Source organism: Bosea sp. 685 (assembly GCF_031884435.1).
Taxonomy (GTDB): domain Bacteria; phylum Pseudomonadota; class Alphaproteobacteria; order Rhizobiales; family Beijerinckiaceae; genus Allobosea.
Genome location: NZ_CP134779.1, coordinates 2,308,060 through 2,333,330 on the forward strand (window position 1 = coordinate 2,308,060; position 25,271 = coordinate 2,333,330).

The window sequence follows — 25,271 nt, forward strand, 5'->3', positions numbered from 1 at the left end:
GGCGCGGCGTTGGTTTCGCCTCCCGGCGAGATCCGCGCGCTGCCGGCGCCCGCTTTTCGGAACCATCCTACATCACGCCTCCGAGCGGCGGGCATGCCCTGTCGCCGGGAGGACCGATCCGGCTTCATTTGCGCGCGGTAGATTGATGGATCTTGCTCTCCAACTGCTTTTTACCGGCATCGGCATCGGCTCGGTCTATGCGCTCGTCGCGTTGGGTTTCGTGCTGATCTTCCGGGCGACCAATGTCGTGAACTTCGCTCAAGGCGAGTTCTCGATGCTGGCAGCCTTCATGATGGTGGTGTTCACGCTCAAGCTGGGGTTGCCCTACTGGCTGGCCTTCATCATGGCGCTCGTCGGCATGGCGGCGGTGGGCGCGGTCTTCAACCTGGCGGTCTATTACCCGCTTCGGCACCGCACCTATCTGCCGGTGATCATCTCGACGATCGGCGCCTCGATCTTCCTGGCCAATGGCATGCTCGCCTTGCACGGACCGGAGCCGGAGGTTCTCGAGGGCTGGTTCGAGACGCCGGGCTTCCTGGTCGGACCCGTTTATGTCGACAGCCAGTACCTGCTGATCATCGGCGTGACGGCGATCCTGGTCGTGCTGCAATACTGGTTCTTCGAGCACACGCTGCTGGGCAAGAAGCTGCAGGCGACGTCGCAGGACAAGGAGATGGCCGCGCTGCTGGGGATACCGGTCGCGGCGATGATCATGGTCACCTTCGTCTATTCGGCGGTGATCGGCGGCATCGCCGGCATTCTGGTGGCGCCGGTCCTGTTCGTCTCGATCGGCATGGGCGCGGCGATCGCGCTCAAGGCCTTCGCGGCCACCATCATCGGCGGCTTCGGCGACGTCACGGGCGCGATCATCGGCGGTCTGGCGCTCGGCGTCATCGAGACCTTCGGCGCCGCCTATATCTCCGTCCCTTACAAGGACGGCTTCGCCTTTCTGGTCCTGATCGCCTTCCTGATCTTCCGGCCGCGGGGCATCTTCGGCGAGCGGGTGGCGGAAAAAGCATGAGCACGACTGCTTCCCCCGCCACCGAGGTCGCCCGTACGCGCCCGAACTGGGGCGTGCCCGCCTATATCCTTTTCGTTGCGGCGGCGATCGTCTTCGCCGTCCTGATCCCGAAGACCGGCTACATCCTCAACATCTCACTGCAGGCGACGACCTACGCCATCGCCGTGCTCGGCCTGACGATCGTTCTGGGCCTCTGTGGCCAGATCAATCTCGCCCAGGCTGCCTTCTTCGGGCTCGGTGCCTATGCGGTCGGGCTCGGGCAGACCGAGCATGGCCTGAATTTCTGGATCTGCCTGATGATCGGCACCAGCCTCGCAGCGCTGTTTGGGGCGCTGCTCGGCGCCTCGACGCTGCGGCTCGGCGGGCATTACCTCGCCATGGTGACGATCTCCTTCCAGCAGATCCTGACGCTCGTCCTGATCAATTGGATTCCCGTGACCAAGGGGCCCGACGGTGTGCGCGCCATCCCCCGCCCGGCGCTTTTCGCCGATGGGTCTTACTATCTCGGGCTCTGCATCGCGGTGCTTGCCGGGCTCGGCTATCTGGTCTGGCGCCTGCGCGATACGCGGCTTGGCCGCGCGATGAGGGCGGTGCGCGACAACGAACTCGCTGCGGGTGTTGCCGGCATCGACATCTATCGCACCAAGGTCACGGCCTTCGCCCTGTCTGCCATCCTCGGCGGTATCGGCGGCGGGCTCTTTGCCGGCGGCTTCGCCTATGTCAGCCCGGACCAGTTCTCCTTCGCCGAGTCGGTGGTGTTCCTGACCATGGTGCTGCTCGGCGGCGTCGCCTCGCCGATCGGCGCGGTCATCGGCACCGGGCTCCTGATCCTGATCCCGGAATGGCTGCGCTTCCTCAAGAGCATCCCGGGCCTGTATCTGGCAATCTACGGCGCGGCGGTCATCCTGATCGTCCTGTTCATGCCCGACGGCATCTGGGGCTACCTGCGTGGGCAGCTCGATCGCTTCAAGCGCGTGAGGCTTTCGGTCAAAACCGGCGACGCCCTGCAACTCTCCGGTGGCGGTGCGGGCGCCGAGACGGTCCTGGAGGTGCGCAAGCTCTCCAAGCATTTCGGTGGCCTGAAAGCGGTCGACGAGGTCGATCTGCTGGTCAAGCGCGGCGGCGTCCATGCGCTGATCGGACCCAACGGTTCCGGCAAGACCACGACGCTGAACGTCCTGTCCGGCCTTTACAAGGCGACATCGGGAAGCGTCATTCTGAATGGGCAGGACATCACGAACCTGCCGCCGCACGCCCGCACGAAAGCCGGTCTCGGCCGGACCTTCCAGAACATCCGGCTCTGGCGCTCGATGACGGCGCTGGAGAACGTCATGGTCGGCGCCGAGCGCCCGGGAAACTCGGCCGCCGACGATCCGGCCGCCGTCATCGCCCGCGCGCGCGCCGCGCTTGCCTTCGTCGATCTCGAGCACAGGGCCGACGAGGTTGTCGCCGGCTTCTCCTATGGCCATCAGCGCGCAGTCGAGATCGCTCGTGCGCTCGCCGGTGATCCCGCTTTGCTGCTGCTGGACGAGCCGGGTGCCGGCCTGAACTCGTCCGAGAAGGTCGAGCTGCGCAATCTGCTCAAGCGCATCTCGGCGCGCGGCCTGACCATTCTGATCATCGACCACGACATGACGCTGGTGAGCGAGGTCGCCCAGCATATCACCGTGCTGAATTTCGGCCGCCATATCGCCGACGGCGTCTCGGCCGATGTGCTGCAGCATCCCGACGTGATTGCGGCCTATCTTGGAACGGCTCCCGATGTCGCTGCTTGAACTGAAATCAATCGTCGTTCGCTATGGCGAGATCGAAGCCGTCGAGGGCGTCTCGCTGGTCGTTGACGCAGGCGAAGTCGTCACGCTGCTGGGCTCCAACGGTGCGGGCAAATCGACCACGCTGCGCGCCATCTCGGGGCTAGAGAAGCCCATTTCGGGCGATATTCTTTTTGAGGGGCAGTCGATCGTTGGGCTCAAGCCCGAGGAGATCGTTCGCCGCGGCATCGCGCAAGTGCCGGAGGGCCGCCGTATTTTCCCCGGCCTGAGCGTGCGCGAGAACATCATGCTCGGCGCCTCAAATCGGAAAGGCCTCAAGACCTCGGCGATCCGGCGCGAGGCCGACGAGATGTTCGACCTCTTCCCCGATATCCGCCGCTTCGCCGATGCACTCGGCTGGACCCTGTCGGGTGGCCAGCAGCAGATGGTGGCGGTGGCGCGGGGGCTGATGGCCAAGCCCCGCATTCTGCTTCTCGACGAACCCTCTCTGGGGCTCGCGCCCGTAATCGTGCAGGCGGTCTTCGCCATCATCGCTGAGATCCGGCGTCGCGGGACGACCGTGCTTCTGGTCGAGCAGAACGCCCGAATGGGTCTCTCGGTCGCTGATCGCGGCTATGTGCTGGAGACCGGCAAGCTCGTGCTTTCGGGCACCCCGACGCAACTCTGGTCCAACGAGGAAATCCGTGCCGCCTATCTGGGCGGCCGCACGGCAGCGGCACATGCCTAGAGCATTTCCGCGTTTCTCCGAATCGCAGAAATGCTCTACCTCCTTGTTTTATCGCATTTTCTTCACGCGAACCGGTGTCCACTTCGCTCAAAAATGCTCTAGTTCCGGCCCTCCCGCGGACAATGCGGATCTGTTTCAAAGACCGCATTCGGCTATCATCCGATTTTGGCAGGCCAGCGCTTAGAGGTGTTCTTTCTGAGGTGTTGGACTTGTGCAGATGACCAATGGCAGCTCTTAGCAGCAGAGCTGCCATACACCGCTGATCGCGCGTCTTTCACGCCGTGGCGCTGATTCTGCGATGAGTGCTCAGAAGAGGTGGGCGACCGTGGTACGTGTCGCTGTTCGACACCTGTCTTCGATCTGCCCGGCAATCCAATGCTGGCCGTGCCGACGGGATCAAACCGGGTCGTAGCGTAGGGAAAAACCGCACGCGGGCACAGTAACGCGCCAAGGCGTGGAAAAGTCTGGCTCCCGGAGCAGGATTCGAACCTGCGACCAATCGATTAACAGTCGATCCCGTTCTGATAGCGCCAGACAGTGCGAGATTTTCAAAGATTGTGAAAAAGAAGCCTTTTCAACGTCATACGCGTTCTCGTTGTGTCACTCGCATTCTTTCGATTGCGCTCTAGCGCATGCAGGCGTACCTTTTAGGTGCGAAATAGGTACGCAAATGGGAGCGCGGATGCCACGGGTGAAGCTGACGGACAGGTTCTGCTCTGGCGTGAAGTCGACTGGCGCCCAGGTGGATTATTACGACGAGCAGGAAGCTGGGCTATTCCTACGCGTGTCCGCCCAGCGCAAGGCGTGGGGGTTGCTGTTCACCCGCCCCAGTGACGGTAAGCGCGCTCGAACTACGTTCGGCAGCTACCCGTCGATGACGTTAGCCGCTGCTCGTGGTCGCGTGATCGAATTGCGGTCGGGTCTGGACGAAGGACAGGACGCGAGCGCCAAGGTCCGCGAGATCAAAAGCGGAGTTTCCGACGGCGAACTCACGCTGAAGCAGTTGGGTGCCCTGTTCCTCGCCGATCGTCGCCAGCGGGGCAGGAGGACCGCCGACGAAATGGAGCGCGCCCTAAAGATCGACATCTATCCCGTGATCGGTTCTATCGCCGTCCAGAAGCTCAAGCGCATAGATCTTTCCCGCGTTACCGATCTGATCAAACAACGGGGAAGCACCGTCCAAGCGAACCGGGTCGCGGCCCTATTGAAGACGCTTCTGGCATGGTCGGTCGATCAGGGACACCTTGAAACCGACCCCGGTTACCGATGGAAGCCGCCCAGCGAAATAGCCCCTCCGCGCGAGAGGGCGCTCTCCGCCTCGGAGATCAAGCAGCTTTGGCACGGGCTCGAACAGGCCGACATGTCCAGATGGACGGTTGAACTCCTCCGGTTCTGCCTCGCGACCGCCTGCCGACAAGGAGAGGCGGGCGGCATGCTCAGAAGCGAGCTAGACCTTGAACAGGGGGTCTGGCACCTCCCGGCATCGCGATCGAAGAACAAGCGCCCGCATTCAGTCCCTCTATCGCCGCTCGCCTTGGATGTACTGAACCGCGCGCTCACAGGGCATGAATTGCCGGCCGTTTTTCCCGGCGCTCGGGGCACACCGATCACGAACTCTGCTGTATCGCGCGCCGTTCAACGCTCTCAAAAGTCTCTTGGACTGGCACAATGGACGTCCCACGACTTGCGACGTTCGGCGGCGACGCACATGGCTGAATTAGGAATTTCTCCGTTCGATATCGGGCTGTGCCTCAATCACATCAGCACAACGCAGAAGTCCATTACGACCTCCACCTATGTGAAATACACGTTCGACAAAGAGAAGCGGGCCGCCCTGAGCCTTTGGGGCGAGAGGCTCGCGGCCATCGTCGCGGGCGACGCTGCCGACATCCTGCCACTGAACTCAGCGCGTCGCCGGTACGGACTCAAGCGGAAGGCGCGGGCGGCATGATCGACCTCGCGACCTTAAAGGGGAAGCGGACCGACCTGCGGGCACTTTTCCCAGCCCTCACAACCGACGACGTCGCATTGGTTGATCGCGCACTTGGCGGGAACCGTAGTGGGTTCGTTGCGGCGGTCTGCTTTCAGGCCGATACGTTGTGGAGTGGAAGGCCGGGCGAACCGCTGAAGGACGCGCAAGCGCGAATGGCGCGGATCGCAGCCGCAGCTCAAATCTTCGCAGACAACCTAGATGTGCTCGATGTCGCGCTGACTCTGCCGGACGACACTGGCGACGCTGCTTTCACGAGGCCATCGGACCTACTCGTCTACATGAAGCTTCTGGCGTCCAGAGCTAACGCGCTTGCCACGGACAATCACAAACTCAAGGTCGCGCGGTTTCAGGACCCAACCAAGCGGAAGCAGCGGGGAGTCACCCCTTCCTCTCTCATCACGCGACGCATGATCGCTGAATATTTCATTTGCCACGCCGAGTTGCCCATCCATGAGGGTAGCGATCTTCGGCGGTTGATCGAGATAGGGCACCTTGCAGCTGGCGTTGATGATCCGAGCGCATCGAACATCGGCAACCTCGTTGCCGACTTCGCAAGCCGACAAGATAGGTCACCGGCCGATCCCTATCTAGAATAGTCGCCGCAGAACGCGACCGACAGTGTCCGAAGCATTCCAACCTGATGGGAGTGCTTCAGCATGACTGAGCTTGTCAAAGAACTCGAAGACCCTCGCACCGAACTCTTGACCGATTCTCAGATTGTCGCCGGCTGGCCGATCTCGCTGTCGACAATCGCGCGCCAGCGCCGTCTTGGCGCGTTCCCCGAGTCGGTGCGTATCGGCCGCCTCCGGCGCACTCGCCGCAGCGACGTCCTCGCCTACTTCACGCCCAAGCCCGCACGCCGCGCGGAGGGCTAGATCATGGGCATCATCACTTGCCTCGCCCGCCTCTGCAGGGCGCATCGCCGCCCGGCCGCAGGGCCTCCCGAAACGATTGAGCCCCCGCCGGCGGCAACCGGCGAGGGGGGCGATAGCAAGCACTGGCATCAGGCCAAGGCCGCCCGCATCGCCCGCGCCGCCCGCGTCCGCATCGCGCTCGAGGGCTTCAATGCCGATCAGCGCCGGGAGGGCGGCCGGTGAATGCTAGTGACCGTCTGCAGCGGTGCCGGTGGTTTCGCCAGCTGATCGAGGACGTCGAAGCGACCGGGATAACTGACCCGCTCGCGCAGATGGACGCTGTCGGCACGCGGTGCGGCGTGGATTCTGCCCGGATCGTCTTTGCCGCAGGCGTGGTCAGCGTTGATTGGGCATGGGCCGAAGAGAGAAGTCTGCGGAGCCGGTTCGTCCAGATCACAAGCGCGTCGCCTATGATGTCCGCTCCTGGCCGCTACCAACGGTGCCGCGATGCTTTTGATGCGGCATTCAGAAGCTCGCTCGACGAGCTGGAAAGTGGGCTTCGGCTGTGGGCAGGGCGGAACCGGCTCGAGGATGCTCCGTTTGAGGAGCCGCGCCGATGAACACGAGTTCTTGGCCCATCCGGTCCGGCCCGGCCGTCATAGCTTGGCGGGCGGCGGCGCAGCGCCGGAATGAGGCGAAGCGGGCGCTGCTGCATCATCGCCAGACCGGGACACCGGTGGACGTTGTGGGCGCACTGGCGGTCGGTGCAGAGGCCAATGCACGCGCACCGCGGGGCCGCTATCCGGGGAAGGGCGGTCGCTACACTAGGTGGCCAGGCAACAACCATGTCGAACTCGCGCGCTGGGCGGAAGAGGCTGGGCTAGGTCGGTTCGGTGCAGACGACCCGGACATCTGCATAGCCGTCCGAGAAGCAGGAAGCGGCCGAAGCATCGGCCCCGAAGAAGCCGGCCGGCTGCTCGGTTTGACCGCAGAGATCCGCGACTTGCGCGGCATCCGAACCATGGAGTCGATCGACGAGACAAAGGCGGAGCGTGAGGATCGCCGCGCCCTCGAGCGTGCAGCGAAGGATGCTGTCCGGAAAGAGGCCGTCCGCAGAGCGGAGGGTGCGATCCCGCGGGCAAAGAGCAAGGCCGCGCTGAAACCATGGGCCGTGCAGGGCAAATCCAAGGCGACGTATTACCGGCACCTGCGTGAGACGAATTCGTCCGCAAAACCCATTGCTGCTGAGACAGATCCGTCCGGTGAGACGAATTCGTCCGCACCTCCTAGAGCCCTTAATAATATAGGATGTGCGGACGAAACTGTCTCACGGCAGAAAGAGGCTGCGCCGACGTCGCACGAGCAGCGCGCCGTCGTCGAGACCGGCCCCAGCCAGACAACAAGATCTCTTGGCGATGGAAAGAGGGCGCCAAAGACCGTCAGGTCGAAAAAGAGAACGGGCGACCTTGGCCGACCGTTGCCGGAGGAGCCATCGCCCTTGATGGAGAGGTCGGCGGAGCCGGCCCAAGCCGATGACATCCGCGCCGGCTCGACGGCTTCCCTGACCCCGTCGACTGCGGTCTTTCCTGAACCCGACAGAGTCGAGGATCTGCACGCGCGCGCGGGCGAGGTGGCGGCGTCCGCTACTGGCCTGCCTGACCTGTTCGGATCGCTGCCGCTGCCGGTCCCATGTGCCCGCCCGCAGCGCTCTAGAACGTCCGCTGGAAAGTCAGCAGGCGCGGGCGTGCAGCACTCGCTTTTCGGCGAGGAGTCTTCGCGCGATCATATGTTCCGTGGCGTCAACTTCTTCTGCGGCGTCGAGCTCGGTGCTATGTTCCAGGTGTTGGGCGAAGGCGACGCGGTTCGTGGCCGCGAACTGGCGATGCTGCTGCCTCTAGCCCGGCTCAGGGTGCTGGCAGAGGCCCTTGGAGAGGGCGGCGTCGATCGGTGCGGACATCTGATCATGCTTGCGAGGCGAGCGGCGCATACGGCGGAGGCGAAGGCCATGGGAGCAGCACGATGAGCGCGCATCAGCATTTGCCGCTGTTTAGGTGGGCGCTCGAGCAAGAGGCCTCCCGTCCTGCAAAGGCCGAACTCGTTGACCTCGCCGTGTTCCGCGAGACCAGCGCGCGGTGGAAAATGAAGATCTTGCCCAACGAGATCCCGGCCGATTTGGCGTTCGACCGGTGCGGCGGCTTGGAGCCGCAGCCGGCTGTCCTGCGGTTCGATCGCCGGGCCTGACCGGGGAGGTATATCCCTAGGCGAACCCTGCCTGCACCGTGCCTTGCGTGGCGCGTGCCGTCATGTTGGTGTCCGGTCGGGCTCGGGGAGGATAATGCGGTGGCGGTGCTGGCAGAGGATTGTGAGATCTGGGCGAACGAAGGCTGGCACGTGCTGACCGTGGAGCAGGCCCTGACTTATCCCCGCGCGCGCCTAATGCGATGTCGGGAGTGCCTTGGCATAGTCCGAGCGCACAAGGCCGGGCACGACGGACAGAGGGCTCATTTCGAGCACGATTCTCGGCATGACGGCTGTTCTCGCTGCGATGAGTTCGCCGGCGTGAAGTCCCCCCACCCTAACCCCGCCCGGATGCGGCGGTAGACGTGGCAAAAATCAACTTCTCGGGCTGGTACTTCGAAAAGGGCATCAAATCCCTGATGCGAAGCTTCGACACCGCTGGCGCGGCCATATTGCGCGAATGCGACAAGGCGCTCACCGAGCAGTCAGATTATGAGAAATTTCTGGACGACGGCGGCGAGCTCGAATGCGAATGCGACGGCGACGGCTTCATCCTTTGGGACAAACAAACGGCTCTGCAGATTGAGGTTGCGAGCCTTAAGGATGCCGCCATAAGCCTCCGCAAGGCGTTCGCAATCCAGCTCTATCATCACTGGGAACGTTCGGCCCAAGGGTGGACTGGCAGCGCCGCCAATGCCCGTCACGAAGATCTCGTGGCCAAGGCGCGCGTCAAGGGCCTCCCGATCGACGACAGGCTAGACGTTGTCCGAATGCTGGCGAACACGCTTAAGCACGGAAGCCCACATTATGGCCGAAAGCTCCTGACGGCTTGGCCGGAGATTCTCGCCATACCGAACCCCGCAGCGACGGCGATCGATTGGTATGCCGCCGTCACGCTGAGCGATGCCCAAGTCAAGGAAGTTGCGACGATCGTTGCCGGATCTGGACCGAAGTGCACGATCGACGATCTCGACCTTTGAGCTGATGTCTTGGCGCGCCCGCCCAACATAGGACAATATGCTACGTTCAGGGCAATGCACGGCGGCCCGAAAGGGTTGTCAATTTGCTGACACTTCCGGCCCGATCCGACGGAGGGACGGCGGCCGACCAGCGTAATAATTGCGGCCTCCGCCTTCCGACGAACGCCGATGTCGGCGGCCGTGACCTTCTCGCCCGCCGAGGCCTTGGCGATCGCCTCTTCGCGGATTGGCTGTGGCGTGCTTGGCGCAGCCAGCGTCCACATGGCGATGCAAGCGCTCGAGGCGCCGGCTGTTGGTGCCCCCCGCCGGTCCCAGCGGGGCAGAGCTAAGCGGAGACGCCTATGATGGTTCGGCAATCTGTCTGCGCATGAATGCGTAAATTGCGGTGCCGCCGTGGGCTCCGTTGATCAGTTCCCAGCCTTCGGCCGCAAGCTTCGAAACTTCGCTATTAAATGCCTTTATGCCGAAGAACGCCCAAGCTTGATATTCATATTTCATAGCGTCGCTTCCCCGTTGATTTGTACGTGCAGCTCAATTCTACTCTTCGAACTTAAAACAATTGATGCTGCCTTATCAGCTCGCCGCAAACCAGCAGGCCCGCTGGTCAGGCATTTCGGCGCTTGGGGTTGCGGCCCTGCGGATGGCGCGTGCGGCTGTCGTTTGAATTTTACGGGGCATCGGCGCGGGCACTGAGAAGCCGCTAGCCGAGGCGGTGGTATAGCCGCTGACGGCGGACATGATATCGCTGGCGAAGTAGGCAAGGGAGGGAACATGGGAACCAGCGATTACACCGAGAGCACAATAGTGATTGCCGTCCTTTTGGTTGGGACATTGCTGGCCTTGGCGCTCTCCTTCTACGCCCTTCGCTGGGCAGTTCAGTGGTTGCATCAGAGTTTTCATCAGTTCAGGGATCATCTGAAGACACTTCCTGAAGCGAAGAAGCTGTCGAATTTAGCGATACCGGTGATCGTGGTGATGTTGATCGCAGCAATGCTTCCGTGGCCGTATTTTTACTACCAGATCCTGCGCCTTGCTTGCTTTGGGATCGTGATTTGGCTGCTTTGGCATGACTGGCGGCCTACGCTTGCGCACTTCACGCTCGCGATGATCGGTGTGCTGTACAACCCACTCGTACCAATCCATCTCACGCGGGAGATCTGGTCGGTGCTCAACCCGCTAACGGTCATTGCGTTCGTGTGGTTCTGGTGGTCCACCCTACGTCCGGCAACTCGGGTCAAAGACCCGGCGCCGAGCTGAGACCAGCCGAAGCTCATCATCGCTGGAGGAAGGCACGCGCCTTATGATCCTGACAGTCGTCATGTTTGTGGGGTGCTTCCTTACGGCAGTGGTAGCGATCACCATCCCGTTGCAACTGATATCGGAAGTGAGATCGCCTTGGCTGTTGCTGGTGATCGTGCCGCTTGGTCTCGCGTTGCAAAACTGGCTCTTATCGCCCGAAACACATAAGACCCCGTGGTTCAGGAGCTCGGTTCTGAACGTGCTTACCGTAGCGAGCCTTGTGGTCGGCATGTTCGCCGTCCTGAGGATGGATCGCAAAATCCGAGACGAAGCAGCCATGACGCGTAGGGAGGCGGAGGTAGAGAGGTGCGTAGGTCGAGCGCTACTCGACGGTAAGAGACCAGCAGTCGCAAGACGTCTCTGCTCCGAAGACTAAGATCGCGACCGGGCTGTCCCGACTGCCCGCGGTCGGCGGGGGTGATGAGCCGCTCTGGAGTCCTCCAGCGGCTTGGGGCCGTCGGGGGTAGGTAGGTGCCGAGATTATCGCCAATTCCGCTCGGCAGGCGTCTTTTTATAATCGACATTATAGTTATGGATATGGAGGATTATGAATGGCAAGGCACCTGCCAAAGAAGCGCGCTCTAGCTTTTATCGATTTTCTTGGGTTCCGTTCAAAAATAGAACAGATGCCAAGGAATGTAGAAATATATGAATTGATAAAAGAGAATCTAAATGAAATTAAGAGCGATCTCGTTCAGCGAAAATCTACGCAACTTTCGAGTCCTGAGCTTGGTAGATTTGGTGGTTATTATTACCCGCTTGAAGCTACTCAATTTTCTGACAGTCTCGTTTTATCTGTCGAGCCCAAGGCCGCTGGCGTAGAAACTTTGATTGAAATAGTCGGCTCGTTGTCTGATCGGCTGCTGATGAAAGGATTGTTTATTAGGGGCGGGATAGCGCTTGGGTGGGCTTATCATGAAGAGAATATAGTATTTGGAAAAGCGATGAATGATGCATATGATATTGAGAGTAAGAAGGCGATATTTCCGCGGGTAGTGATAGATGATTTAATATTTAAAAAAATACCTGACTGGTGCAAGGAAATGAATATATCTCGTGATAATGATGGATTGCTGTATATTAAGCCGTTTACAAATCTTATAGAAATAAAAGGAAATGTTATCGCGATTCCCGATTGTCAGCAACTTGCCGATGCGCGAATTCAGATTAAGAAATCTTTATCATCTGCAAAAAATAATCCAAAAGTATATGCTAAATATCATTGGCTTGGCACCAAATTCGACGAGCACATAGCCGAGTGCCGACAAGTTTGGCGCTTTTCAGCTTCGGACGTGGAAATGATATTTGCGCACGAATCAACTGGTCGGAACCGCACAAGGAAAAAGCGGGTGCCACCGTCGCCAATAACGAGCTGACCTACCGCGCAAAGATCGGCGACTCGCCGTATAGCGCAACCTCGATGCTCATCCTACCTTGCCATCGTTCTTCGTAGCCTGCATTACGCACCGCGCGCGACCTCGACCAGCGCGCCTGCAGATTTGGGCTGCTGCAGACCTTCGCCTGTTCCGAGGGCGAGGTCAGCCAGCGGCCCTGCGGATGGCGCGAGCGGTTGTCGTCTGAATTTTACGAGGCTATTGCCACCGCATCGGTCCGCTCATCGAGACAGACTGAGTTAGAACGGACCTTTCAGGCAGTTATGAGTGACCGAGCAAAAGCTATTGGGCATCGTCCCTGCGCCGGTGCTTTCGAAACGTCTGCCTAAGCCACCCGGTCAATCGGCCGAAGCTGCCAGAGTGAACCAAGTGGGCCGGGATGAGGGCGCCTTGGCAAGCCGCAAGCATCTCTTGGCCTGCCACCGTTTCCGCCGTGAGCTGGTGTTCAAAAAAGTCGATGGCATCTGGTTGTTCGAGCGCACCTTGAGTGCGGACCAATTTTAGATGAGCGTCGACTACGGCCGGTGGAAGCATGAGCGTCTGAGAGCGTACAGATGACGTCAGTGCTTCCTGCGCCGCATTGTAAGTCAGGCGTGCTTGTTGGCTTTCGAGAACCGGCCTCGACTGCCTGAGCGACCAGAACACTTGGAAACACGCGTCTCGACTGGTCTCCGCTTTGGCAAGAACATCGACCATGGCCGATCGTCGGTGTTCGAATAGCTTCTCTTCCCATGATTGGCGGGCTGAGAAGATGCGAGAACGTTCGGCCACCGCAAAATTGATGATTCCGGCCAGAAGCACACCTGCTAAAGCCGATCCCGCAGTAAGGAGGGGAGTCCATGACGGATCAAGCACTGCTGAACTCCCTTTGCCAAACGGCTAACGTACAACTACCGCCGCACCGCTTTGTCTGGCCAGCCCCGCCCGCCCGCGAAATCAGCCGCAGCGTGGCGATGGAATCCGTCGGCATTACCGGCGCGGTGTAGTGCGCCGTTTCAAATGGCAATGACGAAGGATTCAAATGGCAGCAGATCGAGATTTCCTCGCGTCGCGCACAACGGCTTTCTTGAACGCTGGATTCTCGCGGATCGCCCCCCGGATGGGCGCGTCGCCAAGAGGTCCAACCCACTGGCCGTGGCGAGCAACGCTGAGGTTCATTACGAGCCGGGCTAGGTTGATTATCAGATCATGCGCTTCCCCGGCTTCGTCTAGCGCGTCAGCAAAATCCGCTGCGCCATAGAAATCGCCTTCCTCAACCACCGTCCCAAGATCGTTGCTGCTGAAGGTGCCGTGTATGAGATAGGCGGCGATATCCGCATTCGCCTTTTTCGCATGCTTTGGTCGCAGCAGAACTAACCGATCATCGTCATCGATCGGCCGAGCCCAAAGTCCATGGGCAAAATCATTTCGCCGATCTCGGTGCGGCCGCAGTGCGTTGACCGCCAGTCTCACTATCGAAGCGTCAGTCGGCTCCAACTTCAATTCCGCTAGCCGAACGATCGCTGCGTCTTGATTTGGCCCCCCGCGCGCGCTCAAGCTTTCCAACAGAACCATCGCGGTGTCGATTTCCGATCCGCTCAAGCTGGCGAGGATCGTCGCCCAATGGTGGTCGATGGCCGCTGCAAATCCCATAACGGCAACGACCTTAATGGCCGCGTCCGGCATGGCGCTAAATACACCTGGTCCGGTGATGTAGCCGTGCAAAAGCCTGCGATCCGAGGAGCTTTTCTTACTCACGTGCTGATCACCACCTCCCGCACCTGTTGCGCGTTTCCCGCGCTATCGCGACCATCGGCCTGCCCGTGTTCAAGCTGTAGAGGGTGCGTATCAGCGCGAGGTCTTGATGGTCTTGGGCTTGTCGAAGCGCTCTCGGAATTCGTCGATGGCTTCTTCGAATCTGTTGAAGCCTTCGTTTCTCATCCGGGCGGCAAATCCCCTGCTTCGCTCAGTTCCGACAATGGCCGACCAAAAGTAGTGAACCATCCCTTTCGCGTCCCGCTCGTTCAAGCGCATGCGGGTCAGACGAACCCCGGCCTTAAGCTCCGCTGATGCAGTTGGAGAAGCCAGAACCGGGTTGAAAACTCGCTCGTCAAGAAACGCCATGATGTCAGATTCCGTTGTCACCACCCGATCCTCCAACCTGCGCCGGCGCTCCACCGGCCTTGGCTCGGCAAACATGCTGCCCTGCCATGCCCCTCTATATCAATCGAAGTCCTGAAGTCCGGCACGGCCCCAACCGCTCGGGTCACGTTTGCCTTCGTCAACGGCGGCGTTGAGCTGTTGGAGTGTGAGACCGACACTATCGTTGAGTGCTTGCAGCGCGACATAGATTGTCGTCCCGAGCGGGATCTCGCCGGACCAGCGCCGAATTTCATGCTGGAAAGCCAGCGTCGTCTTGCGCATTTCGTGGGCCCTGAACGGGTCCATGCTCCGCTTGGATCTCTGGACCATCAATCCTCCTCCCGCCGTGCGCTGCTCGAAAATAGGCCTCGCAAATATCCATGCGAGACCGAGCGATCGGCGTCCGCCAGCAGCACGGTCATGTCGTGCAGCACCGCCCGCAACGCCGCGCGTTCACTGCCATGCTCTGCGATGAGATCGTCGATCTCGCATTCGAGCTCGGTCGCCGGGTCCGTATCTTCAAGCCGCTCCGCTGCCATATCCTGCGCCCTCCGGAACTGAGAACGTACAGAGAACATATGCCGAGATCGAGTCAACCCGTTGCGGCGTACCGGCTGTGAGAGATTTCGGGGAGAACGGCGGTATTCGCCTTGCGTCAATACGCCCTTCGAGATTGTCTGCCGGACCGGCAAGCTGAGCTAACCCGTTGTCGAGCACGGACTGGAGCATAGGCAATGTCTTCTAGGGTCGACTTCCCAGGTGTCGAAATAGGGAACGCACAGGTGATGGCGCAAAGTGCCAGCCACTACCTGACGCACTACGACATCGCTGTGCACCGAGTTATGGCCGTGCGCGGTAAGAACGAGATACTAGGTCAGACGCCCAATGTCTGTCGCTTCTGTTCCCGGACTGTGCCGGCTGTGACATTCTGCAAAGAGGCGCACGCAGTGCCCGAGCTTGCCGGCAACGGTACGCTGATCAGCCTCTATGAATGCGACGAATGCAACGCGCGTTTCGCGAAGTTCGAAGACGACCTCGGCAAAATGACGCTGCTTGAGCGATCCGCCGGACAAGTTCTCGGTAAGCGCGGCGTTCCGTCCGTCACAACGGGGCAAAAGTCGCGTATCGACATGGGTACCAGCGGCTTCCTGATTCAAGAGCACGAGGGAGACCCTATCGCCGCTATCGATCAGGACAAAAAGACGCTGACGGTAACAATTGCTCCGCAAGCATATCGGCCACTCGGTGCGTACAAAGCACTTGTAAAAATCGCTTTGACCCTCATGGCCGAAGGCGATCTTGCCAAGGTTCCTGAGGCGGTGCAGTGGCTGCGGGAAAACGACCTTGCAACCAGCCAAGTCACTGACTGTACCGGTTATAGCTGCGTGCGCGGTTGGACGCCGGGCCCTCTGCCTATTGCGCAGACAACAGTGATGCTGCTGCGTCGGAAACCGAGCTTCCAAGCCGGGCCCGCTTACGTAATGCTGCTAGCTTTCGGAAACATGTCTTTCCAAATCGTCATTCCTGCGCCGCAGGAAGACGCCATAATTGTCGGCAAACCGATCACGATATGGCCTATTCCCGTCTTCGCTTTTCTGGAGGCGGACAGGGCTCGCGGTCCGACCCGCTTCTGGTTGAGAAGCCTTGCCTCACCAGCGCCGGAGAAAGGTGCGCCGAGCATCGTGTTTAATTTCGAAAGCATAGTCGAAGTGCCCCCCGGCGCGTCGGCGGCTTGAGCGGAACGCTGGAGTTGCGGGGCTGGCAGTCCGCGTTCGGCTGGATCGTGTTGGGGTTCCGGTTTCGATCCCCTGCGACTAGTGAAGCTTCCGCTTTTCGGCCTTGACCGCGCGACGCGCACGGCGATTAAGTTCCGGCGGGGGAGTTGGCGGAACCACGACGACGCCCGGCGGTTGAGCGCTGATAAGGCGCGCGCCGCCATGCCGAGCATCACGATCGAGACCGAGGAGCAGCTTCATTCGGTCGAGCGGCGCATCGCGCAGCTCGCCAGTTGCCTCGACGATACGCCGGAGAAGCGCGAGCTCGTCGAACTGACGCTGGCTTATGATATCTGGGAGACCAAGCGCTGGAAGGGGCCCGAGAGTTTCCCGACCGATTGAGTAGCGACCTCTGGTGATCACCCATCAATCTCGTAGATATCTCCGCAATCGGCGTCGTCCCGCACGCGCTTGAAGGAGACGAAGCCGGCCCAGCGAGTTAAAGCCGCATTCAGATCCCGGGCCCCAAGCTGCGAGTATCTTTTGCTAGAAATTCATGAGCTTTTCACGCAGATAAAAGCAACTCCATTAAGTCGATTTTCGCGATTGATCAGCACTGACTGCGATGCCGCTGCTTGGCATGACTGAATACTGTCAAATTGCCCAATGAGCGTATTGGCGGTGCCGGGTATCATAAATGTAATAAGAACGAGAGCGAACATGGCTGATCTCCCAAAATTTCTTTCACGCCGCTAATGCAGCAGCCGGATATTTCCAAATAAATTGGACTGCGGCAAGCGGGAGCCGAGATCGCGCCACGCGAGGACATCGCAGGGGAGGAAGTGCTTGCGTGGAATACTTCTTGGTTCGGCCGAGAACTGATGCTCGCCATCGAGATTTGGGATCGCCTCATGATGACGCGACGCGGTGGGACCGGTGAGGCTCTTCTGGGGCCTCTGGCTCCAGCACAGCCTCAACAGCCTCATCTTCGCTGATTACATTCTGCGAATGGTCAGTTTAGTTCGCTCCAAGGCATGAGGCCGAGATCAGTGCCTGTCACGCGACACGGCCTTCAATCATGATCCGGCGGACGACTTCCGTCTGCGTCATGGCGGCGTTTCCTATTCAAACGGTTCGGGCTGGCGGTCACGCCCGTTTGAATTCCGCCTCATCGAAAGCCCCGTGTGGATAGGGCCCCGTTGATTGTTTCGATGCGCGACCCGTTTGAATAACGGCGCCGGAATTCAACCGGGCCTCGAATGCAAATTTCCCAGCCCGGCCCCAGGAAAAAAACGGCGCGCATGTGACCCCGTGCGGTGGCGCGGTCCTCGAGTGCGCCGCCTGCTTTCGCCCCCCCGGGTCTGGTCATTGGAGGTCGACGGTGGGGGCGCTGGGCTCGTCGGCGAGGCGCGACGCCTTCGTCGTGACCTCCTCGATGATGCGGTCCCGCCGGGCCAGGATCTCGGCGATCCATTGCACGCGCTGATGGGGGCCGATGTCGGGAAGTTCGCCGAGTTCGTCGTCGATGCGGCGGGCAAGGGCCTGATCGACGTGGGCGGCCACGATGGCCTTCATCCTGGCCGTTGCGTCGGTGGTGTCGGCTGTCTGAGTCATGGGGTTGTCCTTCCGTGAAGACCGAGAATGTGAGGGCCTCGGCTGCGCCAGCCGCGAAGCCACTCCGCGGTCTTGGCAAGTTCAGCGGCACGGCGCGCAGGAGAGGCGCGCTCCGCCGAGAGGCGTTGCTCGGCCCGGCGCATGGCGTCAGCGGCGATGGCATCAAAGTGGCCATCCACGGCCGCAGCGCTGCCGGGCGGCGGCGCGATCTTGGGGCGCCTCCGGAACCTCATGGTCGACGCTCCATCACCGGCGCCCGCGGGGCGTCGGGAGCCGCACGGTCGCGCCATACCCGCAACTCGCGTCGGATCCCCGCCAGTGCGCCGGCAACCTCATCGGGGCCGATGCGGCGGACGTTGAGTTGCCGGCGCTGGCGGAGCCGGGCTTCGGCGATGAGGCTGTCCAACCGAGCCTCGATGTCGTCGAACAGTGCCGGCGCGATCATGGCTTCGTCCGTCCGGTCTTGACGGCTGCGAGCTTGGCCTCGAGCTCGGCGAGCTTTGCTTCAAGCGCTTGGATGCGGTCGCTGTTCCACTTCGTTTGAACGGTCTCGGCTGCGTGAAGTCCAACCACGAAACTGAACGGCGCAGGCGCGTGGCGCTCGGATTTGCCCAGCCCCTTGTCCGCATTGTCCAACATCCACGAAGCGAGCCGGTCACCCTCGTGAAGGCGCACGGCCTTCCTCTCGTCAGCGTCCAGATGAGCAGGGAATTTCTTGATCTCGAACTCGGCGTTCGTCATCGCGGCAACCTCCGGAAATTTTGGGGGGATCAGGTCAGCGACCCGGATCAGGAAACGGGAACGGTGCCGCCCCAGCTCACGCCGGTCAGGTAAGCGACGGCGCTGGCGCGAGCACGCTTCCAGTTGATCGTCCGCTCGGCCCTCAAAGCCACGGCGCCGACCTGAAACATGCTGACCATTGAACTGCCGGTGCCAGTGAGGGCGTCCTGCCCCGGCGCATCGGACATTTCCAAGGTCGCGTCTCTGCTCAGATCGACGCTCACACCGCCGTCTTCGCCGACGAAGATCTCCGACGTCTTCGCCAAGACAACGATGTTGCCGATAAAATCGCTGACGACGACCGGCAGGCCCATGAAGCTGCCACCGGTCATCCCGACGCCGGGGAATTCCGCCTGACCCAGCGCGTTGACCATCAACGCCAGCGCAAGCGCCGTCGTCGAGGACATGACCCAGACGCCGCCGCTCGGCGTGTTGCCGGCCGCAATAAACTTGGAAAACACCGCGCGGACGTCGAGGCGAACCGCATCGGCATCGGTTCCGGTCGAAGCCACCGTGGCCGCACCGTTCGTGATCGAGGCCGGGCTGACACCAGCCGACGCCGTCTTGGCCGGATTGATGAAGTCGATGTCGAGGCGCGCGGCCAGCGCATCACGGAGCGAATCGCGGACGATCGCTTCCGAAGACGGGCTGGAATCGCGGATCGACTCCTCGGTGAGGACGCAGATGTTGGCGACCTTGAGCGGCTCGAGGGTCGAACGGTCGAAGTCGAAGGCGGTGAGTGGCTTCGCCTTGCCTTCACCCACCCAATAACCGGCGCCGCCGCCGGTCTGCGTCACGACAGGAACCCGGAACGGCATCGCACGGAGCGCCGGAACGCCGTTCGCGCCGAACTTGCCCAGGATCGTGGCCGGGCGCAGATACGCCAGGAAGTCGAACACGACGCCGCCTTCGGCCGAGATCAGGTCCGCAGCCCAGTTGCCGGCGGTGGTCGAACCCGCAGCGACAGCGGCCTTGATCGTGGCGACGACGACGCTGTCTTCGCCGTATCGCTGCCGGGCGACGGCAAGCGGGCTGAGACCGTCGAGCCGCGCAAGGGCTTTCGCGGTCGCCAGACGGGCGAAGCCGATGCCGGGCGCCGCAGCGCGCTGACGATATGCTGGGGTAATCTGACGCACGTTGTCGCCTCCGATAATCGTGAGGCGACGGTGGCGGCCAGGCTACTCGGCAGCAACGAGCCTCAGCGGTTTCGGAGCCGAGACCATGTTCGGGTAGAGGCGCCAAAGGTTGCCTGATCGCTCAGATCGAAGGCACACCACCTTTGGCGTGAAGTCTGCACTCTGCGCGATGCGGGCGAGTTTGCAGCCCAAAACCTTCCCGCTTAGTCGGCCCCCGCAAGCAGCTTCGATTGCGACTCTGAGCGCGGGCACTTCGAAACGGGCGCGACGGATCGCCTCCGCCGAAGTGAAGGCCTTGTCGCCGTACTGCTCAGTCAGCGCGAGGATCAACTGCAGGTCAGGGGGAGGTCTGATGTTGATCTCGATTGCATCCACCCGGCTAGCGACCGACGAAATCGCAGCTAGGATTTTGGCGTCGTTCTCAAGCGAGCGGCGGAGCAGCGAGATGAAGGTGTCGAGATCAGCCATGGGCCGCCTCCACCGGATCGGCGGTCTCAGCGAACGCAGCCGCCGTCATGACGGTTGCTCGGCTGAAGTCGCCAGCATCCCATAGCTGCCTGCTGGGCAGGGTGGTGACGAAGCTCGCTTTGGGGAACCCGGTTATCGCCCACGTCAGTACCCGACCGCTGGGCCGCCGCAGACGAAACCACCCACCAGCAACCGCACCCGGAAGGGCGACATTGGCATGCGGGAAAGGGGCGAGCGCGAGCGACATCAATAGACGGAATCACGCGGATTCGCGGGGCGCAAGGGAGCCTCTACAGCCGTTGCGCGGCAGCCGTTTCAGCGGAGGACGGTATTCATTTTGCCCGCGAAATCGCGCAAAACATCGGTGCAGGCCGTGATAGACGAGGCGAGATTCCTGGCCAACGCAGTCCGCATGCTCGAGGAATGACGCCGAATCCCCCAAGGTATTCAAGCGATCTGCGTACCTATGCCGTACCTGGAAAGCGAAAAGGGCCCAGGCGATTTGCGCCTAAGCCCTTGAAATGACTGGCTCCCGGAGCAGGATTCGAACCTGCGACCAATCGATTAACAGTCGATTGCTCTACCGCTGAGCTATCCGGGATCAGTGGCCGCCGTATACCCATGCCACCGGGACCGCGCAAGCCCTTTGCGACAAAGCAGGCGGGAAAACGTCGGCTCACCAATTTGCCCACGGGTCATCCAACGCGGCTTGGCGAGGATGGGTTGCGGCCCGGCCCGGCATGTGGTTATACGCCGTGCAAGATGTCACGCCAGCGCGGGCATCGGGAAGGCCTCGTGGCGGAGTGGTTACGCAGAGGACTGCAAATCCTTGCACCCCGGTTCGATTCCGGGCGAGGCCTCCAATTTCCCCGATCATATCCATGCCATCAGATTCGGGGCCGCTCCGGCGGGCCGCCGCGTTCTCGTGGCGTCATGCCCTGATGGTGTCTCGTCCTCTTGGCGTCTTGTCCCCCTGGCGTCTTGCCTTTTGACGCGGCCTCGAACAAAAGCTGTCGGATCGGTCGATAGGCTTGGCTCGGGCCCCGGGCCATGGCGTATCGGCTCGCTTTCGATGGCGCCGGCCGCGAGCCGCCGCCTGATGTCGCAGCAACCTGGTGTCGCAGACGGAGATTTCGGGACATGGATAGTTTCGCCGCGCTGCGCCGCATGATGGTCGATTGCCAATTGCGGACCTATGACATCACCGACCGGGCCGTCCTGGCGGCGGCCGATACGGTGCCGCGCGAGGCCTTCCTGCCCGATACGCTGTCGCATCTGGCCTATCTCGACCAGTCCGTGCCGTTGCCTGGCACGGGGAGGGCGCTGATGACACCGATGGTCGTGATCCGCATGATCCAGACGCTCGCCTTGCAGCCTGGCGAGGCCGCGCTCGAATATGGTGGCGGCACGGGCTATGGCGCAGCCGTGATGGCGAGCATGGGCGCGCTCGCGACGCTCTGGGAGCCGGATGCCGATGCCGCCGCCCTGGCTGGCCCAGCCCTGAAGCGGGCCGATGCCGGCGCTGTTGCGCTGGCGGTCAAGCGCCCCGCTGACCACAGCTTCGACGTGATCCTGGTCGGCGGCGCCTGCGAGACCGGGCCCGACGAGCTTTTCCCCTTGTTGCGCGATGGCGGCCGGCTCATCGCGGTCGAAGGGTTCGGGCGCGCCGCCCGGGTAAGACTCTATCAGAAAACGGGAAAAATCGTCTCGGGGCGGCCGGTTTTCGATGCCGCCGCACCGGTTCTGGCGGAATTCCGCAAGGCGCCGGCGTTCGTTTTCTGAACAGCGGCCTTGGTTTTTGAGTGGCAGTCTTGGTTTTCTGAACGGCAGCTTTGGTTCTCCGAGCGGGAGGTGTCGCATTTTTGCGGCAGTGCGAAACGGAAACCCGATCTCTGGCCAAGCTGGCGTTGGCGCGTGCCCCGGTTGCGGCTATGTAGGATTCTTAAACGTATGCCGAGGCTGGGGCGATGCCTGGGCGTGACAGCAGTCCGCACATGAGGCGTCCGGTGACAAGACAGAAGTTCGATAACAAGACGGTTGAGTTTGGTGCTGCGGCGTTGATCGCTGTCGCGTTGCTGTTCGGGGGCACTGCCGCCGCCAGCGCTCAAACCATGGATGCGGCGTTGTCGCGGGCCTATTCGGGCAACCCGACACTGAATTCGCAGCGCGCCTCGCTGCGGGTGACGAATGAGAACGTGCCGCAGGCGCTCTCCGGCTATCGGCCGAAGATCACGGCCTCGGCCGATATCGGCGCGAGCATTTCCGAGACCGACACTCCCGCCAAGGACACGACGCGAGGGGTTCACAGCAGCGCCCTCAGCCGGCTCGGCTCGCGTGGCGCCGGCGTGCAGATCGACCAGAACATCTTCGACAGCGGCAAGACGCGGAGCTCCGTCAGCCAGGCCGAATCGCTGGTGCTGGGCGCACGCGCGACGCTGCGCAACACTGAGCAGAACGTCCTGCTCGATGCCGCGACCTCCTATATGAACGTGCTGCGCGACACCGCGATCCTGAATCTCAACCGTAACAACGTCGAGGTTCTGGAAGAGCAGTTGCGCCAGACCCGCGACCGCTTCCAGGTCGGCGAGGTGACGCGTACCGACGTCGCTCAGGCCGAGGCGCGCCTGTCGGCGTCGCAGTCGCAGGCGATTCTCGCCGAATCGAACCTCAAGACCTCGATCGCGCGTTTCCGCCAGAATGTCGGCGTTGAGCCCAAGCAGCTCGCGCCGGGACGGCCGATCGAGAATCTGCTGCCGAAATCGCTGCCCGCGGCGCTCAACGTCGCACTGACCGGGCATCCTTCGATCATCGCCTCGCTGCATGGCGTCGATGCCGCCGAATTGCAGGTCAAGGTCACGGAAGCGGACCTCTTGCCGACCTTCGGTGTGCGCGGCATCGTCCAGCAGCGCTATGATTCAACCTATTTCGGCGACAACCGGACCAGCGCCAGCGTCGTCGGCACGCTGACGGTGCCGATCTATGAGGGCGGCCAAGTTTATTCGCGGACGCGGCAGGCCAAGGAGACGGCCGGCCAGCGCCGGATCGATGTCGATACGCAGCGCGACACGGTGCGTGCGGCGGTGGTCTCGGCCTGGGGCGGTCTCGAGGCGGCCAAGGCGCAGATCATCGCAGCCCAAGCGCAGGTGCAGGCGGCCGAGACCGCGCTGTCTGGCGTGCGCGAGGAGGCCAAGGTCGGTCAGCGCACCACGCTCGACGTGCTCAATGCGCAGCAGGAGCTCGTCAGCGCCCGCTCGACCCTGGTCACGGCACAGCGCGACCGCGTCGTTGCCTCCTACTCGGTGCTTTCCGCAGTCGGCCGGCTTTCGGCCGAGACGCTGAAGCTCAGGACCGAAACCTATGACGCGCGCAAGCATTATGATCAGGTCAAGGGCTTGCTCTGGGGCACCCAGACGCCGGACGGGCGCTGAGTCAGAATAACAACAGCGGGCATTTCTCTTGTGGGCGGCTGAAAAGCCGCCTTGCCCGGGTTGCTCCCCGTGAAATACTCAAGGCTGGAGCGGCGTTGATTCTATCGACGCGCCTGGTGTCGAGTGGTCCGGACCCAAGATGAGCGCGCAACCGAAGCCCAGCGAACCGTCGATGGAGGAAATCCTTGCCTCCATTCGTCGGATCATCTCGGATGACGAGGCCAAGCCTGCTGAGGCGCCGCCTGCTGCCGTAACGGACGGGGACGATGAACTGAAGGCGCTCCTCGCCGGTGCGAGCGCCGTATCGGCCGCCGATGACGATGTGCTCGATCTCGGGGCCGAAGCCAATCTGATTTCCGAGCCTGAGCCGCCGGCCGAGGCCCAGGCGCTCGCGGAGTCCAGTGATATCGACTTCCTCGAGGCCCCGGAGTTGGCCGCGACAACCGAGCCGGAACCCGTCTTGCCGCAGGCTTTCGTGCCGGCTCCGTCGCCGCCTGCTGCTTCCGCGCCGCCCTTCGACATGGCTCAGCTTCTCTCCGACCAGACGAGTTCGGCGGTCACCAGTGCCTTCGGCCAGCTTGCCCATACGGTTTTGTCCAACAACGCCCGCACGTTGGAGGATCTGGTGAAGGATATGTTGAAGCCGATGCTGAAGGGCTGGCTCGACGACAACCTGCCGACCATGGTCGAGCGGCTGGTGCGTGCCGAGATCGAACGTGTGGCGCGCGGCGGCCGCAACTGAGCCCGCCGCGCCTGCCGGCGCGACCCCAGACATCCCGTGGTTATCTTTACCGCCTGGTCAGGCGCGCGGCGCGCGGCGCCGCGCTGGCACGGTCTGCAGCCGCTCGAAAGCGCCTTCCGAGCGCAGCTTCTTATAAATGAGGCTGCCGAGCATCAGGGCCAGCGTCGGCGTGCCGAGCCGCGCGACCAGCATCGCGATGCCGATGGTGGCGGGGCGGGAATAGCGGCCTGACGCCGCTCCAGCCGCGAACCAGGCGCCGAGCGCGTGGACAAAAAACTTCATCGCAATCGTTCCCTTGCTGCAATGGTCACAGGACCACTTTGCGATTATCGCCGAGATGGGGCTTCGAGCCCGTGATCGCGGCCGCCGCCATCTTCACTGTCGTGACGATCTTGCCGGGACTGTCCCAGAATTCGGCCATGGCGGGCCGGACGCGCAGGACGCGGATATTGGGATCGTCCTTGCTCTTCCAGAACGCCCTCGCAGCGGTTGACCAGAGTTCGCCGATCTTGCGACGGTCGTCGAGGATGTTGGCCGTGCCGGTCACGGAGACATAGCGATAGCTGCCATTATCGGCAAAGGTCAGGCAGACATTGTCGTTGATCTCGACCTCGTCGTCCTTGTGATTGCGCGCGTCGGTCAGGAAGTAGATCGCATCCTCGTCGCGAGCCGCATGGGCGCTCATCGGCCGGGAGCGCAACTCGTCGCTCGAACCGTCATGCGTCACCAGCATGCACAGCCCGATATCGTCGATCAGCGTCCAGGCGCGATCCTGGTCGGTGTGATGGGTCATGGCAGATTCTCCTGTCGTTCACTGTCTCAACGGGTGGACGCTGCAACAGTTCCTTCCGCCCCTTTTCGCGATGCCCTGCCGTCTCCTCCTCCCTGGGAACGCGAACCTGGGGAACGCGAAGCGCCCTCGCGCGTATCTTGAGCCAAGGCTCCGACCAGGCGTGGGCCTTCCACACGTGACCGCATCGAGGATATCG

Annotated in this window: 32 protein-coding genes and 2 tRNA genes; 20 read left to right on the top strand and 14 right to left on the bottom strand. The window is 61.9% G+C overall.

Annotated elements, in window-relative coordinates; all coding sequences use genetic code 11:
* The first annotated feature begins 145 nt into the window (after positions 1 to 145).
* From RMR04_RS12295 to RMR04_RS12340, 10 genes are all read left to right on the top strand, one after another.
* Complete coding sequence (locus RMR04_RS12295; RefSeq protein ID WP_092166372.1) at positions 146 to 1,021, top strand: branched-chain amino acid ABC transporter permease; 876 nt, start codon at positions 146 to 148, stop codon at positions 1,019 to 1,021.
* A complete protein-coding gene (locus RMR04_RS12300; RefSeq protein WP_311914901.1) occupies positions 1,018 to 2,796 on the top strand; it encodes a branched-chain amino acid ABC transporter ATP-binding protein/permease in 1,779 nt (592 codons plus the stop codon). The genes RMR04_RS12295 and RMR04_RS12300 overlap by 4 nt, the downstream gene beginning before the upstream one ends.
* Positions 2,783 to 3,520 (top strand): ABC transporter ATP-binding protein, encoded by a 738-nt coding sequence (locus RMR04_RS12305; RefSeq protein ID WP_311914902.1) that lies wholly within the window; start codon positions 2,783 to 2,785, stop codon positions 3,518 to 3,520. The genes RMR04_RS12300 and RMR04_RS12305 overlap by 14 nt, the downstream gene beginning before the upstream one ends.
* 691 nt (positions 3,521 to 4,211) lie before the next feature.
* Positions 4,212 to 5,471 carry a tyrosine-type recombinase/integrase gene (locus RMR04_RS12310; protein WP_311914903.1) on the top strand — a complete coding sequence of 420 codons (1,260 nt, stop codon included), beginning with the start codon at positions 4,212 to 4,214 and terminating at the stop codon, positions 5,469 to 5,471.
* Positions 5,468 to 6,109 carry a hypothetical protein gene (locus tag RMR04_RS12315; RefSeq protein WP_311914904.1) on the top strand — a complete coding sequence of 214 codons (642 nt, stop codon included), beginning with the start codon at positions 5,468 to 5,470 and terminating at the stop codon, positions 6,107 to 6,109. Before RMR04_RS12310 ends, RMR04_RS12315 begins: the two co-directional genes overlap by 4 nt.
* A 60-nt stretch (positions 6,110 to 6,169) precedes the next feature.
* Complete coding sequence (locus RMR04_RS12320) at positions 6,170 to 6,388, top strand: hypothetical protein (RefSeq protein ID WP_311914905.1); 219 nt, start codon at positions 6,170 to 6,172, stop codon at positions 6,386 to 6,388.
* 3 nt (positions 6,389 to 6,391) lie between these two features.
* Entirely contained in the window at positions 6,392 to 6,610 is a 219-nt protein-coding gene (locus RMR04_RS12325) for a hypothetical protein (RefSeq protein ID WP_311914906.1), read from the top strand.
* Positions 6,611 to 6,983: 373 nt separating this feature from the next.
* The gene (locus RMR04_RS12330) at positions 6,984 to 8,390 is read left to right on the top strand and encodes a hypothetical protein (RefSeq protein WP_311914907.1); all 1,407 of its coding nucleotides are present in this window, start codon (positions 6,984 to 6,986) and stop codon (positions 8,388 to 8,390) included.
* Complete coding sequence (locus RMR04_RS12335) at positions 8,387 to 8,608, top strand: hypothetical protein (RefSeq protein WP_311914908.1); 222 nt, start codon at positions 8,387 to 8,389, stop codon at positions 8,606 to 8,608. Before RMR04_RS12330 ends, RMR04_RS12335 begins: the two co-directional genes overlap by 4 nt.
* A 362-nt stretch (positions 8,609 to 8,970) precedes the next feature.
* Positions 8,971 to 9,585 carry a hypothetical protein gene (locus RMR04_RS12340; RefSeq protein ID WP_311914909.1) on the top strand — a complete coding sequence of 205 codons (615 nt, stop codon included), beginning with the start codon at positions 8,971 to 8,973 and terminating at the stop codon, positions 9,583 to 9,585.
* A 339-nt stretch (positions 9,586 to 9,924) separates the two neighbouring features.
* Here the strand turns inward: RMR04_RS12340 and RMR04_RS12345 are convergent, their stop codons facing one another.
* Positions 9,925 to 10,083: a hypothetical protein gene (locus RMR04_RS12345; protein WP_311914910.1), complete on the bottom strand. Its 159-nt coding sequence runs from the start codon at positions 10,081 to 10,083 to the stop codon at positions 9,925 to 9,927.
* 273 nt (positions 10,084 to 10,356) lie between these two features.
* On the opposite strand from RMR04_RS12345, the gene RMR04_RS12350 reads away from it, so the two are divergent.
* The 4 genes from RMR04_RS12350 (at position 10,357) to RMR04_RS12365 (ending at position 13,264) form a co-directional block, all read left to right on the top strand.
* Entirely contained in the window at positions 10,357 to 10,842 is a 486-nt protein-coding gene (locus tag RMR04_RS12350) for a DUF6804 family protein (protein WP_311914911.1), read from the top strand.
* A gap of 593 nt (positions 10,843 to 11,435) precedes the next feature.
* Positions 11,436 to 12,260, top strand: a complete 825-nt coding sequence (locus RMR04_RS12355) for a hypothetical protein (RefSeq protein ID WP_311914912.1) — start codon at positions 11,436 to 11,438, stop codon at positions 12,258 to 12,260.
* A gap of 285 nt (positions 12,261 to 12,545) precedes the next feature.
* Positions 12,546 to 12,782 carry a hypothetical protein gene (locus tag RMR04_RS12360; RefSeq protein ID WP_311914913.1) on the top strand — a complete coding sequence of 79 codons (237 nt, stop codon included), beginning with the start codon at positions 12,546 to 12,548 and terminating at the stop codon, positions 12,780 to 12,782.
* Positions 12,783 to 13,117: 335 nt separating this feature from the next.
* Positions 13,118 to 13,264, top strand: a complete 147-nt coding sequence (locus tag RMR04_RS12365; protein WP_311914914.1) for a hypothetical protein — start codon at positions 13,118 to 13,120, stop codon at positions 13,262 to 13,264.
* 31 nt (positions 13,265 to 13,295) lie between these two features.
* Here the strand turns inward: RMR04_RS12365 and RMR04_RS12370 are convergent, their stop codons facing one another.
* From RMR04_RS12370 to RMR04_RS12385, 4 genes are all read right to left on the bottom strand, one after another.
* Entirely contained in the window at positions 13,296 to 14,015 is a 720-nt protein-coding gene (locus RMR04_RS12370; protein ID WP_311914915.1) for a hypothetical protein, read from the bottom strand.
* Between the two features lie 90 nt (positions 14,016 to 14,105).
* Complete coding sequence (locus RMR04_RS12375; protein WP_311914916.1) at positions 14,106 to 14,456, bottom strand: hypothetical protein; 351 nt, start codon at positions 14,454 to 14,456, stop codon at positions 14,106 to 14,108.
* 24 nt (positions 14,457 to 14,480) lie between these two features.
* Positions 14,481 to 14,681, bottom strand: coding sequence for a hypothetical protein (locus RMR04_RS12380; RefSeq protein ID WP_311914917.1), 201 nt, complete (start codon positions 14,679 to 14,681; stop codon positions 14,481 to 14,483).
* A gap of 47 nt (positions 14,682 to 14,728) precedes the next feature.
* On the bottom strand, positions 14,729 to 14,938 hold the full coding sequence (locus tag RMR04_RS12385; RefSeq protein ID WP_311914918.1) for a hypothetical protein: 210 nt from the start codon (positions 14,936 to 14,938) through the stop codon (positions 14,729 to 14,731).
* 246 nt (positions 14,939 to 15,184) lie between these two features.
* Here RMR04_RS12385 and RMR04_RS12390 point away from each other — a divergent pair, with 246 nt between their 5' ends.
* Both RMR04_RS12390 and RMR04_RS12395 read left to right on the top strand, forming a co-directional pair.
* The gene (locus RMR04_RS12390; RefSeq protein WP_311914919.1) at positions 15,185 to 16,135 is read left to right on the top strand and encodes a hypothetical protein; all 951 of its coding nucleotides are present in this window, start codon (positions 15,185 to 15,187) and stop codon (positions 16,133 to 16,135) included.
* 201 nt (positions 16,136 to 16,336) lie between these two features.
* Positions 16,337 to 16,516, top strand: coding sequence for a hypothetical protein (locus RMR04_RS12395; RefSeq protein ID WP_311914920.1), 180 nt, complete (start codon positions 16,337 to 16,339; stop codon positions 16,514 to 16,516).
* Positions 16,517 to 16,668: 152 nt separating this feature from the next.
* Here RMR04_RS12395 and RMR04_RS12400 read toward each other — a convergent pair whose 3' ends face one another.
* The 7 genes from RMR04_RS12400 to RMR04_RS12430 all read right to left on the bottom strand — a co-directional run bounded on the left by RMR04_RS12400 (position 16,669) and on the right by RMR04_RS12430 (position 20,713).
* A complete protein-coding gene (locus tag RMR04_RS12400) occupies positions 16,669 to 16,836 on the bottom strand; it encodes a YdfD/YebW family protein (protein WP_311914921.1) in 168 nt (55 codons plus the stop codon).
* 643 nt (positions 16,837 to 17,479) lie between these two features.
* Entirely contained in the window at positions 17,480 to 17,728 is a 249-nt protein-coding gene (locus RMR04_RS12405; protein ID WP_311914922.1) for a hypothetical protein, read from the bottom strand.
* Positions 17,729 to 17,957: 229 nt separating this feature from the next.
* The gene (locus RMR04_RS12410) at positions 17,958 to 18,173 is read right to left on the bottom strand and encodes a hypothetical protein (protein WP_311914923.1); all 216 of its coding nucleotides are present in this window, start codon (positions 18,171 to 18,173) and stop codon (positions 17,958 to 17,960) included.
* Entirely contained in the window at positions 18,170 to 18,469 is a 300-nt protein-coding gene (locus tag RMR04_RS12415; protein ID WP_311914924.1) for a hypothetical protein, read from the bottom strand. Before RMR04_RS12415 ends, RMR04_RS12410 begins: the two co-directional genes overlap by 4 nt.
* Before the next feature lie 47 nt (positions 18,470 to 18,516).
* On the bottom strand, positions 18,517 to 19,644 hold the full coding sequence (locus RMR04_RS12420; protein WP_311914925.1) for a phage major capsid protein: 1,128 nt from the start codon (positions 19,642 to 19,644) through the stop codon (positions 18,517 to 18,519).
* 42 nt (positions 19,645 to 19,686) lie between these two features.
* A complete protein-coding gene (locus tag RMR04_RS12425) occupies positions 19,687 to 20,112 on the bottom strand; it encodes a hypothetical protein (RefSeq protein ID WP_311914926.1) in 426 nt (141 codons plus the stop codon).
* A 526-nt stretch (positions 20,113 to 20,638) separates the two neighbouring features.
* Positions 20,639 to 20,713 (bottom strand) — tRNA-Asn (locus RMR04_RS12430).
* A 188-nt stretch (positions 20,714 to 20,901) separates the two neighbouring features.
* Here RMR04_RS12430 and RMR04_RS12435 point away from each other — a divergent pair.
* The 4 genes from RMR04_RS12435 (at position 20,902) to RMR04_RS32105 (ending at position 24,282) form a co-directional block, all read left to right on the top strand.
* Positions 20,902 to 20,975, top strand: a tRNA-Cys gene (locus RMR04_RS12435).
* A 277-nt stretch (positions 20,976 to 21,252) separates the two neighbouring features.
* Entirely contained in the window at positions 21,253 to 21,894 is a 642-nt protein-coding gene (locus RMR04_RS12440; RefSeq protein WP_311914927.1) for a protein-L-isoaspartate O-methyltransferase family protein, read from the top strand.
* Positions 21,895 to 22,106: 212 nt separating this feature from the next.
* Positions 22,107 to 23,540 carry a TolC family outer membrane protein gene (locus RMR04_RS12445; protein ID WP_410492237.1) on the top strand — a complete coding sequence of 478 codons (1,434 nt, stop codon included), beginning with the start codon at positions 22,107 to 22,109 and terminating at the stop codon, positions 23,538 to 23,540.
* Positions 23,541 to 24,060: 520 nt separating this feature from the next.
* Positions 24,061 to 24,282, top strand: coding sequence for a PopZ family protein (locus RMR04_RS32105; protein WP_327527352.1), 222 nt, complete (start codon positions 24,061 to 24,063; stop codon positions 24,280 to 24,282).
* 57 nt (positions 24,283 to 24,339) lie between these two features.
* Here RMR04_RS32105 and RMR04_RS12455 read toward each other — a convergent pair whose 3' ends face one another.
* Both RMR04_RS12455 and RMR04_RS12460 read right to left on the bottom strand, forming a co-directional pair.
* Positions 24,340 to 24,564 (bottom strand): hypothetical protein, encoded by a 225-nt coding sequence (locus RMR04_RS12455; RefSeq protein WP_311914930.1) that lies wholly within the window; start codon positions 24,562 to 24,564, stop codon positions 24,340 to 24,342.
* Positions 24,565 to 24,589: 25 nt separating this feature from the next.
* Positions 24,590 to 25,075 (bottom strand): pyridoxamine 5'-phosphate oxidase family protein, encoded by a 486-nt coding sequence (locus tag RMR04_RS12460; protein ID WP_311914931.1) that lies wholly within the window; start codon positions 25,073 to 25,075, stop codon positions 24,590 to 24,592.
* Positions 25,076 to 25,271: the final 196 nt, after the last annotated feature.